The following is a 15,781-nucleotide window of genomic DNA, read 5'->3' on the forward strand; positions in this document are numbered from 1 at the left end:
TTAACTGATCGCTTGTTGCTTACTTTGTAATTCGTGCATTCGGGCATAGACGCCACCGAATTCGATGAGCGACTGATGATTCCCGCGCTCGATGATCCGACCATGGTCGAGAACGAGGATTTGGTCCGCTTCACGAATCGTAGAGAGTCGGTGGGCGATGACAAACGTCGTTCGACCGAACGTGAGTGTTTTGAGTGCCTCTTGAATCAGTGCCTCGGTCTCCGAGTCGACACTCGCTGTCGCCTCATCGAGGACGAGGATGGCCGGGTCAAAGACGAGGGCGCGAGCGAAACTAATCAACTGTCGTTCCCCACTTGAAAGGGAAGCACCACGTTCAATCACCGGTTCATCGATTCCTTTTGGCAACTGCTTCACAAAACGATCCGCCCCGACAGCCGTGAGTGCGTTCCACACTTGTTCGTCCGTGATTGTCTCGTCTCCTAGCGTGACGTTCGTACGAATCGTCCCAGTGAAGAGAAACGGGTCTTGCAAGACAATTCCGAGATGGTCTCGTACCGCCTGAGTCGGGAGCTTCGTCACATCCATCCCATCGATGCGAAGAACGCCTTTCGACGGGTCATAAAAACGCATGAGCAAATTCATAATCGAACTCTTCCCACTGCCTGTATGTCCGACAAGGGCAATCGTCTCACCCGGAGCTGCGTGTAGTTCAATCTGTTGTAACACTGGTTTCCCAGCTTCATAACTGAATGTCACGTCATCCAAGACAACTTCCCCTTTAAATCGTGGAATGCGTTCCGATGAGACCGGCTCTCCTTTTTCATCGAGCAACTGGAACATCCGGTCGGCCGATACGAGCGCTTGTTGAAGCGGTGATAACTGGTTCATGATTTGTGTCACTGGCTCAAAAATACGCGAGACGTAATCGATATAGGCATACAAGATCCCGAGTGTCAGGATGCTTCCCCCACCGAGTGTTTGCGCCCCGACGAACCAGATGAGTAAGGCGAGCGCCATGTTTCGGAAGAAGTTGACCAAGTTATGACTCATCAATGCATCCAACTTCAACAATTTCCGTCTCGTTTGGAAGTTGTCACTGTTCTTCTCGTTGAACTCGTCATAGACGAGGTCTTCGCGGACGTACGATTGAATGATCGGCATCGTCTGAATGCTTTCATTCAACTGTGCATTCATATCCGCGACGAGCGCACGGACGCGGAAGTTATTTTTCGTCGAGAAACGCTGGAACAATTTGATCCAGACGATGACGACCGGGATGATGATGAGTGAGACGAAGCCTAGACGTACGTCTAGGAAGAACATCGCAATCAGTACCCCAATCATCATGACGACGCTTTGGAAGACGCGGGCAAGTACTCCTAAATACAGGTCCCGAATCGTTTCCGTGTCGTTTGTGACACGACTGACAATCTTCCCGATCGGCGTCTGGTCAAAATAGCGTACCGGGATCGTTTGTAGATGCTTCATCACGTCAAGGCGCATCGTTTTCACGATACTGTGCGCCGAACGTTGCAAGAGCATCTGTTGTCCCCAGTTCAATCCAGCTGCGAGTAGCAATAGGACGACATAGAGACCAGATAACATGAGCACCGCTCGTAAATCTGTCTGATAAAACTGGAACACGTCGGTCGAAGAGAGCGAGACGATATTTTCATACGTCGCCGTCTCATCGCCTCTTGTAATCGTCAGCACGTCTCCTTCGACGTCTCGGATCCCACCGCTCATCACTGCATCAGGGACGAGATAGTATCCGTCCGTCGTTTGCACGATGGAGACGGGCTGAACCACGTCTTGCCCGTCAAGCCTCGTTTCTTTCTCGTACGAGTTTCCATCAAAGGAAACGCTACCGCCAGACTCGACTTGAACCCAATCACGTTCGATGGCGACGATATGCTCATCGATAATGATTTTGGCGATATACGGTCCGGCAAGTTCTGCACCGACCGCTAAAAAGAGTAATGTCAATCCGAGGAAGATCGAGCGTTTCACTTGTTTGGCGTACCCAACGAGTGAACGGATCGTTTTCTTCCGACGGACTGGATCTAATTCATATTGATCGATCATGAGAGATTCCCCCTTTCTCGGATTACTCCGACTCTCCTTGTCGAATAAATTGTTCATAGTACCAACCGTGGCGCTCCATCAGTTGGTCATGTGTGCCACGTTCTGTGACACGCCCGTCTTGAAGGACGAGGATCTGGTCAGCGTGCGCCACCGCAGAAAGACGGTGTGCGACGATGAATGTCGTTTTCGCTTCGCGGCTCGTACGAACTGAATCGATGATGCGTGATTCTGTCTTCGCATCGACCGCTGAAAGCGAATCGTCAAGGAGTAGAATCTCAGGATTCTTCAACAACGCTCGTGCAATCGACAGACGTTGTTTCTGTCCGCCTGACAGCATGACACCCTGTTCTCCGACTACCGTATCTAAACCATTCTCTAAATGTTCAATATCTGTATCAAACGCCGCGAGACGAATCGCCGTCTCTAGCGCCTCATCCGAGACATCATCCACTCCGAAACGAATGTTATCGCGAACCGTTTTCGAGAAGAGAAGATGTTCTTGTGACACATAACCACTCCAGCCACGAACGGTTTCGAGTTTGATGTCCGAAATCGGCACGCCGTTCACGAGAAGTGAATCATCAATCGGATACTCCCGAAGTAACTGACGGAGTAACGTCGTCTTCCCGGCCCCGGTCGGTCCGACGACCCCAATCGTCTCACCACGCGAAACGTGCAGGACGATGTCCTCTAACGAATCACGATTCGCATTCGGATAACGGAATGAGAGCGATTTAAATGTGATTTTCTCCGGAACGTCGATCTGGACCGTCCCCGTAGAGGCAACGTCCGGAGCTTCGTTCATTGTCGATTCAATTCGTTCCAAACTTGCCGTTCCCCGTTGTACGACGTTGATGAGTTCACCGAACGCATACATCGGCCAAATGAGCATCCCTAAATAAATGTTGAACGAGACGAGTTGACCGAGCGTGATGTCGTTCGTAAAGACGAGATACGTCCCGAACGATAGCCCAATCAAATAACTGAGTCCGACAAGGAGTTTGATGACCGGTTCAAACAACACATCGATTTTAGCGACGTGCATGTTTTTCGCCATGACATCGTCTGTGATGTCATCAAATTTTTTCGTATCCGCCTCCTCTTGAACGAATGATCGGACGACCCGGAGACCTGAAATCGACTCGACGACTTGGTCGTTCATCACCCCGAACGAGTCTTGAGCCGCTGTGAAGCGTGTATGAATTTGACTTCCGAGTTTATTCATCGACCAAGCGAGAATCGGCATCGGCAAAAGTGCAGCAAGTGTCAACTTCCAATCGATGAATACACCCATGATCGTCAACGCGATGAGCGTCATGTTGAACGAGTCGACCAATGTCATAACCCCAAATCCTGCTGTCCGCTCAACCGCTTTCAAGTCATTTGTCGCGAGTGCCATCAAATCACCCGTACGATGCTGTTGATAAAAGCGTGGCGTCTGTTTGAGGAGGTGACCGAAAAAACGACCTCTCAATTTCTTTTCGAGTAAAAAGGCTGTCCCAAATAGTCGGGCAATCCACAAGTACGACATCACATAAGACAACACCATGATGCCTAAAAGTGATGACACAATGAGGATCAATCGTTCTGTCGTCAAACTTCCTTCACGAATCGCATCGATCGCCTGTCCAATAATCCACGGTGGCAGCATATCTACAACTCCCGTGATGATGAGTAAGATGATGGCAATCAAATACGTCCGTTTCTGTCTTTTAATAAACCAATCTAATTGTTTAATCAGCTTCATGACTGATTTCCCCCTTCCGTCCAATCCACCTAAGCACGCAAAAAAGCGCACTCCACCTGATTGTGCAACCAATCAAATGAAGCGCGCTTGAAGTAGTCTTCAATCTTTTGCATGGTCAGGGAAAGGACACTACCCCTATCCAGCTGCCAAAGTCACGCAGTTAAATACGAGTAGCCATATGATGTTTTGAGTGTGTTTGTGAGTGCAATGTTGTTCATCATTCTGGCTCCTCTCGTTTCATAGTTTTAAAATCTACTCAAACCTTAGCAGACTGTTCTGAAAATTGTCAATATTATTTTGTAAAAAAATTGTAACTTGATTCAGTTTAAGAAAAACATGCCCAAAATGAGACCAATGACCCCTGTTGCCGTGACGTAATAAATCATCGGCATGAGCGTGTAACGAATGATGGTCCCTTCTTTACCGAGCAGTCCCGCAACGGAAGCAACCGCTACGACGTTCAACACACAGATCATGTTCCCCGCGTTCGCCCCTGCCATCTGCATCGATAAGGCGAGCGTATTATCGAGTCCGACCGATTCGGCTACGTTCGTTGTCAAACTTGAAAACATCATATTCGAGAAAGTCGCCGACCCCGAGACAAAGGCGCCGAGGGCCCCAATCCACGGTGCGACGAGCGGCCATACCCCGCCGAACGTGTCAGCAGCTGCCGTCGCCAGTTCGACTGGCATCGATGCGAGTCCAGCTCCCCCATCTTCAGAGTGGATGAAAATACGCACCATCGGAACAGAAGCCGCTAACGTGATGACTGTCCCGCCGATTCCAAACGTCGTTGCTTTAAAGACCGACGTCACTTGTGACCAACTCATGTTGTGCAGGAAGAATGTTGCGATGATCGTCAAGATGAACATGAAGCCAGGTGAATAGAACGGCTCCCAAGACGTCGAGATTCCTTCTACGCCCAAAATGTTCGGCAGGTTGATTCGAACGCTCCGGGACAGTTCATTCAAAAACGGAACCGTACGGGTGAGGACTAAGAAAATCGTCAAGATGAGATAAGGTGCCCATGCTTTCCACTGCGGGAGTTCACGCTTGTTCGATGTTACCGTTACTTTTTCAGTGGATGGCTCCAGTTCATCCATATATCCATCGAACGTCCATACACGTTTCGGCATGAGAATCCCTTTACGCGCCATGGTTACGAGAATGACAAGACCCGTTAGTCCACCGAGCATTCCACCAAACTCAAATCCAAGGACAAGAGTCCAAATATAGGCTGGTACGCTATATAACAGCGCGGCCACGATTGCAATCGGAAATACTTCGAGCGCCGGTTTGATTGACTTCTCCTTACTGAAGAAGCGCGTCAGCATCAAAATCAAAATGAACGGGATGAATAGACCGACAACCATATCGATCAATACGGTTTGTAGGACAACTTCCGTCAAAAAGGCAATTGACTCCGGTTGGTTCACGTCTAGCGAAAGACCATTCCCAATCCCGATGAGCGCTGGTGTCCCGACCGCTCCAAACGTGACAGCTGATACGTCCGCAGACAATGCGATCACGACAGCAGCAATCGGCGGAAAACCGAGTGCGATTAAAAGCGGTGCCGCAACCGTCGCCGGTGTACCAAACCCTGAAGCGCCTTCAATGAATGAGACGAACAACCAACCGACAATCAGAACTTGAATACGCGGATCGGGTGTGATGTTGACAAATCCAGAGCGGATTGCATTCATTCCGCCCCCTTCTTTCATCGTATTCATCATCCCAATGGCACCATAGACAATCCATACGGTCGTCACGGCGATGACGAGTCCTTGCAGTGTCGCCGCCATGATTCGAGTCGCATCCAATTGCCAAACGAAGAACGCTAAAATCGCCGTCGTCACGAGTGACAAGGGCATGGCTACTGATGCAGGTAAACGCATAATTACCAATAAGATGAGCACGGCCACAATCGGCGTCAGTGCTGTAATCCATTCTAAAATCGTCAATGTAGACCCACCTTTTCGTGTTTTCCCCTACCGTAAACAGATGTCCCATCACGATTCTTCTTCAACGAGTCTCTCTAACGTACGTTCAATCACATCATACGGAAATCCTTTGCGTCGAAGCTGCATCTTCATGCGCTGCTTGCGCTCGAACGCATCATACCCGTTGAACTTCCGATTCAACTTTTCAGCCTGCTTCAGACATGCCGCAATCTCGACATCTTCGTCCTCTTCTTCCCAAAAAGTTTGAATCGCCTCTGAAATGATATCAAAGGTAAACCCCCTTTGCATCAGGGTTTGTTGAATTCTTTGTTGCACTTCTGTGGCAGAACGACGATTTGTTTCCATTTGTTTCCGTTTTACGAACTTTCCAGCCTTTTCGACAAGTTCTTCGTGTGTGATTGATGCTAGTACGGATTCAACAACGTCCGGTGGAATGCGGAGCTGTTCGAGCTCACGTTTGATTTTGATTGGTCCGCTTGGACTCGTATTGAATTTGGTTTGGACATAAGCTTTCGCAAATTCCGCATCATTCAAGTAACGTTGCTCTTTCAGTCGCGTGATGGCATGTTTGATGGCAGTTTCGCTTAACTCCTTCTTCATGAGATAGTCCTGCACCTCTGAAATTGCACGCATTCGGTACGATAAATAATTGACGGCTAATTTATAGGCCTTCTGTGCCTCTTCCGCCTCGAGCACATCTTGCACAAAGTCGTCTTCGAGCTCCATCCCTTTTGTGAGCCCGTACTTGATGAACACGTCAACATCGATGGCGAATGCGAACTCTTCTTTCCCTTCGCGTTCGATGAAGACGTTCAATCGGTCTTTATTCTTTTGTTGGGTCGTGAACTTCGCAATTTTCACAACGACTCCCCTCCATTTCATGTTTCTAACATATCACGTTCAGGAATCGGAAAGGATTTTTGATAAGTTAGAAGAAAGGGTATTCATCTGGATATACTGACTTATACCCATTTTAGAAACAACACATGATATCGGAGGGAATTTCATGAAAATCGCAATCACCGGTGGAACCGGGTTGATCGGTCAACCGCTCGTCCGCGCACTGGCTGACGCCGGTCACCAAGTCGTCGTCTTGACAAGACATCCACGTCCCCGCCATCGCGGGGTGTCGTTCATCGAATGGCTAACACCAAATAGCAAGCCAGAAGAAGAGCTCGAAGGAACAGACGCATTCATCCATTTGGCAGGTGCGTCCATCAACGACGGACGCTGGACCCATAAACAGAAGCAAGCCATCCTCCAAAGTCGAATCGAAGGGACAAAGGAAGTCGTCCGGATCATTCAACAGTTAAAACATAAACCTCAAGTCGTCATCAGCGGCTCGGCAATCGGCATATACGGGGAAGACCGTTCCATCACGTATTCAGAAGAAACCCCATTACCGACACGAACCAATTTCCTCGGGAATGTTTGTGTACTCTGGGAACAAGAAGCTGAACCGATTCGCGATTTGGGCGTTCGTCTCGTGACAATGCGTACAGGCGTCGTCTTATCCAATGATGGCGGTGCGTTCCCATTAATGAAACTCCCCTATCAGTTCGGGGTCGGTGGTAGAATTGGATCAGGGAAGCAGTGGGTTCCATGGATTCATTTAGATGATCTTGTGCGGTTGTTCGTGCATACCATCGAAACGGATACAATCGAAGGTCCTGTAAACGGAACCGCCCCTACACCGGTGACGATGAATGAATTCGGCAAGACGATCTCAAAAGTGATGCACCGTCCTCACTGGATCCCGGCACCCGCCCCAATGATGAAACTCGCACTCGGTGAAAAGAGTGTCATCGTTTTAGAAGGAGCAAAAGTCGTACCGACCAAAGCGCTCCAACATGGCTTTGACTTCCGATATGACATATTAGAACCCGCATTAAAAAACTTATTACAAGATGCTTAAGGAGAATGAATTGTGAGTCACTTACTTATTCGAAACGCCCATATTTATCCGATTACCGCCCCCCATTTTTACGGAGACCTCCGTGTCCGTGATGGAAAGATTGTCGAAATGGCCGAATTGCTCGAGCCGACGGATGGTGAGAATGTCATCGAAGCAGAAGGGAACTTTTTATTCCCTGGTTTCATCGACGCTCATACCCATCTTGGTCTATACGATGAGGGGACAGGCTCTGTCGGGAATGACGCCAACGAAACGGTCGAAGCGATGACACCACATGCTCGTGCCATCGACGGTGTCTACCCACTCGATGAAGGGTTCCAGGAAGCATTGATGGCTGGCGTGACCGCTGTTCAGGTCATGCCCGGGAGTATGAACGTCATCGGCGGTGTGACAAGTGTCATCAAAACGCACGGCCGCTATATTGATGATATGATTGTCCGCCGTCATGCGGGACTGAAGATGGCACTCGGCGAAAACCCGAAACGAATTCATAGTATGGGGAAAACGGGCGACCTGACGCGGATGGGAATCATGGGCTTGCTCCGTGAAGCATTTCGTACGGTTGGTTCAACGAAGACGATCGGCACGTTCGGGAGTCAGATGATCCAACTCGCCCTAGACCGCGACATGCCGATTCGCGTGCATGCGCACCGTGCAGACGATATTCTTTCGGTCGTCCGTTTTGCAAAAGAGTTCGACCTCGACTACCGCATCGAGCATTGTACGGAAGGTCACCTCGTCGCAGAAAAGTTACAAGAGCTCGGTGTAAAACATGTCACCGTCGGACCGACATTTACGCGAAAGTCGAAAATCGAACTTCAAAATAAGACGTGGGAGACGTATCGCATCCTCCATGAGCACGACATGATTGTTTCCATCACGACCGATCATCCGTACACGCCGGTGCAGTATTTAAATCTATGTGCTGGTCTTGCTGCACGTGAAGGGTTACCCGTCGATATCGCGCTACGAGGAATCACCATCAACCCTGCTGAATCACTCGGTGTTGACGACCGCATCGGCTCACTAGAAGTCGGAAAAGACGCCGATCTCGTGCTCTGGAATCACTTCCCGCTCGACTATTTAGCGAAGCCGATTATGACGATTGTTAATGGTGAAGTTGTCTATAAAACAGACCGTGCGGAAACGCATCATGAGGTCGAATAATTTTCATTATTTTTCATAAGCGTTTTACGCATAATTTACTTGCTTTTTTAAAAATACTATATAAAATTATCTTGTAACTTCATAAAGCAGCCAAGGCGGTTCGAACAGCGAAGCCAGAAGTATGCTTTCGTTACGACTATTCTTCAGCGGTCTGAAATAGGAGGAGGAATGTAAAGGTGCTCAAATTTCGTGAGCTCACCGACTGCGCGGAGTTGTTCGAACTGATGCAACACCCAGATGTCTTTCCGTATGTCCGTCAAAAGACGGTCCACTTTGACGAGTTTTTATTTAGCACGAAGCAAATCATCGAGCTAGAAGAGCAAGGAAATATCATCTCACGTACCATCACGAACGAGTATGGCACCCCGATTGGGACGATCAGCTTGTTCGATGTCGAATCCGGCTATGGATTCCTCGGCACGTGGCTTGGCAAGCCGTATCACGGCAAAGGTTATAATCAAGTTGCGAAAGAGGCGTTCTTCTCAGAACTGTTCTTCGAGCTTGATATTGAAAGTGTGTTCTTAAAGATTCGTAAGTCGAATGAACGATCGATTGCTGCAGCAGAGAAACTCCCGTACGCATTTTGCGCGAATGAGCTTCGTTCTGAACTGCTCGCTGAGATCAACCAAGGTGATGTGGAATATGTATTATACGAAGTATCCAAGTCGAGCTTCCAACTTTACTTGCACGCTCTTCACATCCCGGAATACGAAGTCCCTTACGAGGCACAACTCGAAGCATGAGCCAATTCTGTCAAAGAATTGGCTTTTTTGTGGCGTTTTTGTGTGGATTTGATGGAGGTAACTTGTCGGAGCCGAATAAATCTGTTCTAATTCGAAGAGATAGGTATGATAAAGGTATGAGGGATTCATCACAACTCTCGTTAACCGTTTCGTAAAGGAGAATGGCATATGTCAGAATCAATGTTTCGTATCCTCGTAACTGATGACGAAGAACAAATGCGAGATTTACTTGTATCAAATTTAGAAAAAGAAGGGTATGAGACGGTCACCGCCTCAAACGGCCTTGAAGCGATTGAACGCTTAAAGGAAGAAACGTTCCATCTCGTCTTACTCGACGTGATGATGCCGGAACTCGATGGATTGACGGCTTGCATGCGTATCCGTGAGTTCTCGAACGTTCCAATCATTCTGTTGACGGCACGCTCTGAAGAACTCGACCGCATACACGGTCTAAAAATCGGGGCCGACGACTACATCACGAAGCCGTTTAGCCCGCGCGAGTTACTTGCTCGTATCGAAGCGACACTACGTCGCACACACAGTTTTTCAAAAGAACAAGAAGCGACGTTTGATGTCGGCATTCTCTCCATCGATATCGAAGGTCGCGCCGTCAGCGTGAAAGGGAAAACGGTCAACCTGACACGAAAAGAGTTTGACCTACTCTACCTGTTCATCACGAATGACGAAAAAGTGTTCTCTCGTGAACAGTTGCTCGATCAAATTTGGGGAACCGAATATCACGGTAACCTTCGCACGGTCGACACGCACATTAAGACGTTACGCCTGAAACTCGGGGAGGCTGGCGGTTACATTCAAACTGTATGGGGCATCGGATATAAATTTGAGGCAAACGGATGAAGCGATACACGATCCGGAAGCGGATTTGGATTACCATCTGGACAGCCAGCCTCTTCTCAGCGTTCGTGTTTCTGATCATGACGTTCTATTTGTACGACAAATTCTATATCCAAACGCAAGAAGAACTGCTCATCAACCGCGGAGAGAAACTCGTCACAATCTATAAGGCCGACGGTTTCTCTGACGCGTTCGCTGACAGTATGACGTATACGAACGAACTGACCGAAACGAAAGTATTCCTTTCCTCTGTTCGAGAAGATACACTCGGCTCCGGTAAGACGTTCCTCAGGCAACAAGACCTCGAACGTCTCCAAGACGGGTATGCCATTTCTGTTACGCGAAAGCATCCGACCGAGGACGTCGATATATTAATGACCGCTTTCCCGCTCATACGTGACGGGGAACTCGATAATGCGCTCATCCTCTATATGGAACTCAGTAAAATCAGCGAACCGTTCCAACCGATTCGGCTCATGATCACGTTCTTACTCGTCCTCATGATTGTGAACTTGCTCCTATTCGGTAAACAGATCATCGATACGATCATTCAGCCGCTCATCCAGATGAAGCGTGCCTCACAAGTATATGCGCAAGGCGATTTCTCACACCGCATCCCAATCGTGTATGATGATGAGATCGGTGAGTTGGCGGATACCCTCAACTCGATGGCGGAGTCACTCGGACTCGTCGAAGAACAGCGAAAAGAGTTTCTCGCGAACGTCAGTCACGAACTCCGTACCCCACTTTCATACATTCGCGGGTACACGGAGATGCTTCAAGATGACACGTTGGATGAAAAAACTCGTGCACAGTATTATGACATCATCGAAAACGAGACGAATCGACTTCAACGTCTCGTCACGGACTTACTCGACCTCGCACAGCTAGAGCGCGATTCGTATCCGATGACGAAAGAACCCGTTGTATATTCACAAGTACTTGAAGATGTTCTTTATCGACTCGAACCGATTGCCCGGGCAAAAGGAGTGACAATCGAATCCGATTTAGACTTCGACTTGATCATTCTTGGCGACCATGACCGACTTGAACAAGTCATCGGTAACCTTCTCGATAATGCCCTCCGCTACACCGAGGCGGGCAAAACAATTTATGTGAAGACATTCGCCGAGACAAACTATGCGATCACAGAAATACGCGATGAAGGTCGAGGCATCCCGAAAGAAGATCTGGATAAATTGACGGAGCGTTTCTATCGCGTCAATAAATCACGGACACGAAAAGATGGCGGCACCGGTCTTGGGCTCGCCATCGCGAAACATATTATCGAACGACATGAAGGATCACTTCACTTCAGCTCAGAAGTTGGGCAAGGAACGACTGTTACGGTCGGCTTACCTCTCTTACCAGAAGAAGCGTTTGATATGTAAAAAGGCAGCCGCGAGGCTGCCTTTTAAATGTCTTTTCCTTTATATTGTTCGACCGACTCTTGCTCGAGTCGCTCTCGTTCTGCATGTGTCTGCGGGTATCCGTTCGCTTGCCATTCGGCACGGTGACTCGAATCGAGTTGCGTGAGACCTTGCTCCGCTTCATCCTGATCCGCATCCACACTCTCCCGCTCGTCCATCTTTTGCCACGTGTCTTCTTCCTCACGTTGCGAAAGTAGTGCCGCCACTTTTGGTGCAACGAGTGCTGCGCCTGCGACACCAAGTACAATCCCCATCAATACTTTACGATCCATCCTGTCCCCTCCTTCACTATGAAGTCTTCATTCCACCATTTCATCATCTTAAAACCCAAACCGAAAACGTTTACAACTTTTCAAGGAGTGGAATCTGTAGTGAGAAGGAGGCGATTGGATGGAAAAGAAACGACCGACGTCAAAACGTCCGTTTGATAACCCAGACGCTGTCGATACGGACAAAGAGAGTATTTTTGACGAGGACGGCATGCAAACCGTCGACCCGATTCCCGTCGAGGAATTGAATGAACGGGTGAAGGATGAGAAGAACAAACGTCACTCCAAAGATGATTCGGTGAGTGAAAAGAAATATAAAGACGAATAAACAAGCTGCGGACAATCGTCCGCAGCTTTTACGTTAAGTCCTTCGGTGAAAATCCGTAAGGCAACATTTCTTCTTTTGTCATCACTTTTGTGTCACCGTTCAAGTTCGCAAGGATTAAGGTAAAATCCTCTCCTGCGAATTCGGCGATGACTTGACGGCACGCTCCACACGGTGAAATCGGACCTTCTGTGTCGCCGACGACAACGACCGTTTCAATCGAGTCACTACCTTCCGAGACAGCTTTGAAGATGGCTGTCCGTTCGGCACACATCGAAAGTCCGTACGAGGCGTTCTCTACGTTACATCCCGTAATCTCTTTACCAGATGCATCAATGACGACGGCTCCGACGTTAAATTTGGAATACGGTGTATAGGCGCGTTTGCGCGCTTCAATGGCTTTATGCACGAGTTCTTGTACACGTTCTTGTGAAATCATTGGATGTTCCTCCACTTCTAAATTTGAGAAGAAGTCTGACATCTGAACTATAACGTGAAAACGCTTACTAGACAAGTCTTTTCACGGACTCGTCAATATTTTTTCTTTTTCTTTTTCTCGAACACGACGACCGATTCAACGTGAGACGTCTGCGGGAACATATCATACGGTTGCACGTAATTGACCTTGTATCCCGCTTTCATCAACTGATCGGCATCTCGCGCGAGCGTTTGCGGGTTACATGATACGTAAACGATTCGTTTCGTCTTCGATGAAATAATCGAGTTGATTAATTGATGATCCATCCCTGTTCGTGGCGGATCGACGACCACGACATCTGGAATCCAGCCATCTTTCACCCAACGTGGGATCCAGTGCTCGGCACGTCCTTCGACATACGTGACATGGTTATAGCCATTTTCACGCATATGATCATTCGCATCTTCGACCGCTTCCGGTACGACTTCCATCCCGCGAATTTCTTTTGCATAAGGTGCCAACCAAAGACCGATTGAACCAACACCTGCATAAGCATCGATGACACGTTCTTCACCCGTGAGCCCTGCCGCTTCAACGACTTCGCGATACATTTTTTCAGTTTGCGCCGGGTTCAATTGGAAGAATGCACGTGGAGACAGATGATAATGCACATCATCAAGTTGTTCATCCATCTTCTCTTGTCCTGCGATATGGACTGTCCGATAACCAAAAATCACACCTGAACGATTCGCGTTGATGTTGATATGGAATGAGACGACGTTTGGCAATTCCATAATTCGGTCACTTAATTCATCTAAATCCGGAACATCTTCATGTCCGACGACCAAAACGACTTGTACATCATTCGTTTTGTAACCTGAGCGAACGACGACCGTCCGAGCATAACCTGTGTCACGACGTGCATCATAGACGGGAATGTCGAGTTCGTTTAAAATACGGACAATCGCATTGTTGATGTTTGTCGTGTCACGTTGTTGGACCATACAGTGCTCGATCGGTACGAGATGATTCGAATTCGGTTTGTAGAGACCTGATACGATTTCCCCACGGCGTGTGCCAAGCGGGAATTGTGATTTATTGCGGTAATACCATGGATCATCCATACCGATTGTCGGACGGATATCCGATTTGTCCACGTTGAGTTTTGTCTTTTGACGGAAAGCGTTTCGAACGATTTCTTCCTTATACTCCATCTGCAGACGTGAACTCATATGTTGGATTTGACATCCACCACACTCATCGTAAATCGGACAAGGTGCTTTAACGCGATCTTTTGAGTCATTATCGCGTTTGACGACACGTGCCTCCGCGTAGTTTTTTTCGACACGCGTGATTTCGACTTTTGCTCGTTCTCCCGGCAATAAGTTCGGAATGAAGATGACCATGCGATTAATTGTCGCAATGCCTTCCCCATTAATGCCAAGTCGTTCGACCGTGACATCTTTAAAATCTCCTGTAATTAATTTCAATCTGATTCATCCTTTCGAGACGATTGTTCTAAGTCTTTGGCGTAACGCACAACTTTGGCGCGCAACGAATCAATGTCGGCTAACAGGCGATGTAAATCTTCAGGTGTCGTATGCTCATCTAGCGTATTGACCGATAGACATAGCAATTCCGTTCTCGATTTTAGGACGTTCATCTTTCCGGCGGTATCTGTACGTGATTTACCCATCTTGTAATCGCTCCTTTGGTTCGTGACAAAGAGTTGCTATTATAGCATACTATTTCGTGTAACTTGATGAAAAGGTGGAATCCACATGCAAAACATCTCCCCAACCTTCGACCCTTGGGAAGCCTATCTCGACCAAGTTGAACATGGTCGACTCGTCTTATCCAACGTCGAAGTAACCACAACAAAATTGTGTAACATGCGCTGCGAGCACTGTGCAGTCGGTTATATGCTCGACCAAACGGAAGAACCGGAAGTGCCGCTCGAACTGTTGATTCAACGGTTAGATGAAATCGAACATTTACGCGCTTTCTCCATCACAGGTGGCGAACCGATGTTATCGATGAAATCAGTCCGCAACTATGTCGTCCCGCTGTTACGTTATGCGAAAGAACGTGGGGCACGTACGCAAATCAACTCGAACTTGACACTACCGTTATCTCGCTATCATCTTATTACCCCTTACTTGGACGTTTTGCACATTTCGCATAACTGGGGCACCGATGCCGATTTCCTTGAAGGTGGGTTCGCGATGATGGACCGAAAGCCGAGCGAAGAATCCCGCTTGAAAATGCTCCAAACGATGAAAGATAACGCCCGCGCCCTTACCGCTGAAGGGATTATCGTGTCGGCGGAGACAATGATTAACAAACGGACGATTCCACATTTAAAAGAAATTCATGAAGAAATCGTCTCACTCGGTTGCCAACGTCATGAGGTGCATCCTATGTACCCCGCAGATTTCGCTAGCGCACTCGAATCGGCATCGCTCGCGGATACGCGACAAGCCATTCACGATTTACTCGACGTCCGTGACGAGAACGTATGGATGTTGTTCGGAACATTACCCTTCTATGCATGTTCCGATTTACCAGAAGATCGTGCTCTCTTAAAGCGACTTCATGAAACAAAAAACGTGACCGTCCGAAACGACCCGGATGGCCGTTCACGCCTTAACACGAATATCTTCGATGGTCAGATTATCGTGACCGATTTTGGTGATGAGCTCGGTACACTCGGTACAGTATACGACACGTCTTTCCAAGAAGCTTACGATACATGGACGAACACTCAATTGAACGCTACACTCTCTTGTCACTGCCCTGCCGTGAAATGTCTCGGGCCGAACGCACTCGTCAAACAAGCCTATTATCCGACAGTCGATTTCCAATCCCGTAAAGCTACTTCGTTTTAATTATTTCAATTCGGGAA

At 48.2% G+C, this 15,781-nt stretch carries 15 protein-coding genes; 7 read left to right on the forward strand and 8 right to left on the reverse strand.

The features are described from left to right. The 4 genes from PJK55_RS12385 to recX form a co-directional block, all read right to left on the reverse strand. Window positions 1-2,046, reverse strand: coding sequence for an ABC transporter ATP-binding protein (locus PJK55_RS12385; RefSeq protein WP_271306000.1), 2,046 nt, complete (start codon window positions 2,044-2,046; stop codon window positions 1-3). 22 nt (window positions 2,047-2,068) lie between these two features. Then, complete coding sequence (locus PJK55_RS12390; RefSeq protein WP_224863239.1) at window positions 2,069-3,793, reverse strand: ABC transporter ATP-binding protein; 1,725 nt, start codon at window positions 3,791-3,793, stop codon at window positions 2,069-2,071. 320 nt (window positions 3,794-4,113) lie between these two features. After that, window positions 4,114-5,754, reverse strand: coding sequence for an L-lactate permease (locus PJK55_RS12395; protein WP_271306001.1), 1,641 nt, complete (start codon window positions 5,752-5,754; stop codon window positions 4,114-4,116). A gap of 48 nt (window positions 5,755-5,802) precedes the next feature. Next, entirely contained in the window at window positions 5,803-6,615 is an 813-nt protein-coding gene (recX, locus tag PJK55_RS12400; RefSeq protein WP_271306002.1) for a recombination regulator RecX, read from the reverse strand. Between the two features lie 145 nt (window positions 6,616-6,760). On the opposite strand from recX, the gene PJK55_RS12405 reads away from it, so the two are divergent. From PJK55_RS12405 to PJK55_RS12425, 5 genes are all read left to right on the forward strand, one after another. Further along, complete coding sequence (locus tag PJK55_RS12405; RefSeq protein WP_271306003.1) at window positions 6,761-7,669, forward strand: TIGR01777 family oxidoreductase; 909 nt, start codon at window positions 6,761-6,763, stop codon at window positions 7,667-7,669. Window positions 7,670-7,681: 12 nt separating this feature from the next. Continuing rightward, on the forward strand, window positions 7,682-8,836 hold the full coding sequence (locus PJK55_RS12410) for an amidohydrolase (RefSeq protein WP_271306004.1): 1,155 nt from the start codon (window positions 7,682-7,684) through the stop codon (window positions 8,834-8,836). A 176-nt stretch (window positions 8,837-9,012) separates the two neighbouring features. After that, window positions 9,013-9,579: a GNAT family N-acetyltransferase gene (locus tag PJK55_RS12415; RefSeq protein ID WP_074033096.1), complete on the forward strand. Its 567-nt coding sequence runs from the start codon at window positions 9,013-9,015 to the stop codon at window positions 9,577-9,579. A 168-nt stretch (window positions 9,580-9,747) separates the two neighbouring features. Then, complete coding sequence (locus PJK55_RS12420; protein ID WP_015880873.1) at window positions 9,748-10,437, forward strand: response regulator transcription factor; 690 nt, start codon at window positions 9,748-9,750, stop codon at window positions 10,435-10,437. Beyond that, window positions 10,434-11,825: a sensor histidine kinase gene (locus PJK55_RS12425; RefSeq protein WP_214747166.1), complete on the forward strand. Its 1,392-nt coding sequence runs from the start codon at window positions 10,434-10,436 to the stop codon at window positions 11,823-11,825. The genes PJK55_RS12420 and PJK55_RS12425 overlap by 4 nt, the downstream gene beginning before the upstream one ends. 23 nt (window positions 11,826-11,848) lie before the next feature. On the opposite strand, the gene PJK55_RS12430 is transcribed toward PJK55_RS12425, so the two are convergent. Then, the gene (locus PJK55_RS12430) at window positions 11,849-12,136 is read right to left on the reverse strand and encodes a hypothetical protein (RefSeq protein ID WP_074033093.1); all 288 of its coding nucleotides are present in this window, start codon (window positions 12,134-12,136) and stop codon (window positions 11,849-11,851) included. A 118-nt stretch (window positions 12,137-12,254) separates the two neighbouring features. Here PJK55_RS12430 and PJK55_RS12435 point away from each other — a divergent pair, with 118 nt between their 5' ends. Then, a complete protein-coding gene (locus tag PJK55_RS12435) occupies window positions 12,255-12,461 on the forward strand; it encodes a hypothetical protein (RefSeq protein WP_074033092.1) in 207 nt (68 codons plus the stop codon). A gap of 28 nt (window positions 12,462-12,489) precedes the next feature. Here the strand turns inward: PJK55_RS12435 and PJK55_RS12440 are convergent, their stop codons facing one another. Genes PJK55_RS12440 through PJK55_RS12450 form a run of 3 tightly spaced genes read right to left on the reverse strand, consistent with a single transcriptional unit; the run spans window position 12,490 to window position 14,572 of the window. Next, window positions 12,490-12,939, reverse strand: coding sequence for a cytidine deaminase (locus PJK55_RS12440; protein WP_214747524.1), 450 nt, complete (start codon window positions 12,937-12,939; stop codon window positions 12,490-12,492). Between the two features lie 50 nt (window positions 12,940-12,989). After that, window positions 12,990-14,366: a 23S rRNA (uracil(1939)-C(5))-methyltransferase RlmD gene (gene rlmD, locus PJK55_RS12445; protein ID WP_074033090.1), complete on the reverse strand. Its 1,377-nt coding sequence runs from the start codon at window positions 14,364-14,366 to the stop codon at window positions 12,990-12,992. Beyond that, complete coding sequence (locus tag PJK55_RS12450) at window positions 14,363-14,572, reverse strand: hypothetical protein (RefSeq protein WP_015880867.1); 210 nt, start codon at window positions 14,570-14,572, stop codon at window positions 14,363-14,365. The genes rlmD and PJK55_RS12450 overlap by 4 nt, the downstream gene beginning before the upstream one ends. An 85-nt stretch (window positions 14,573-14,657) precedes the next feature. Here PJK55_RS12450 and yfkAB point away from each other — a divergent pair, with 85 nt between their 5' ends. Further along, window positions 14,658-15,764, forward strand: a complete 1,107-nt coding sequence (gene yfkAB, locus PJK55_RS12455) for a radical SAM/CxCxxxxC motif protein YfkAB (protein ID WP_271306006.1) — start codon at window positions 14,658-14,660, stop codon at window positions 15,762-15,764. Window positions 15,765-15,781 lie beyond the last annotated feature (17 nt).

Origin of the sequence: Exiguobacterium sp. MMG028, from assembly GCF_027947425.1 — a bacterium.
In the GTDB taxonomy this organism is placed as follows: Bacteria; Bacillota; Bacilli; order Exiguobacteriales; family Exiguobacteriaceae; genus Exiguobacterium; species Exiguobacterium aestuarii_A.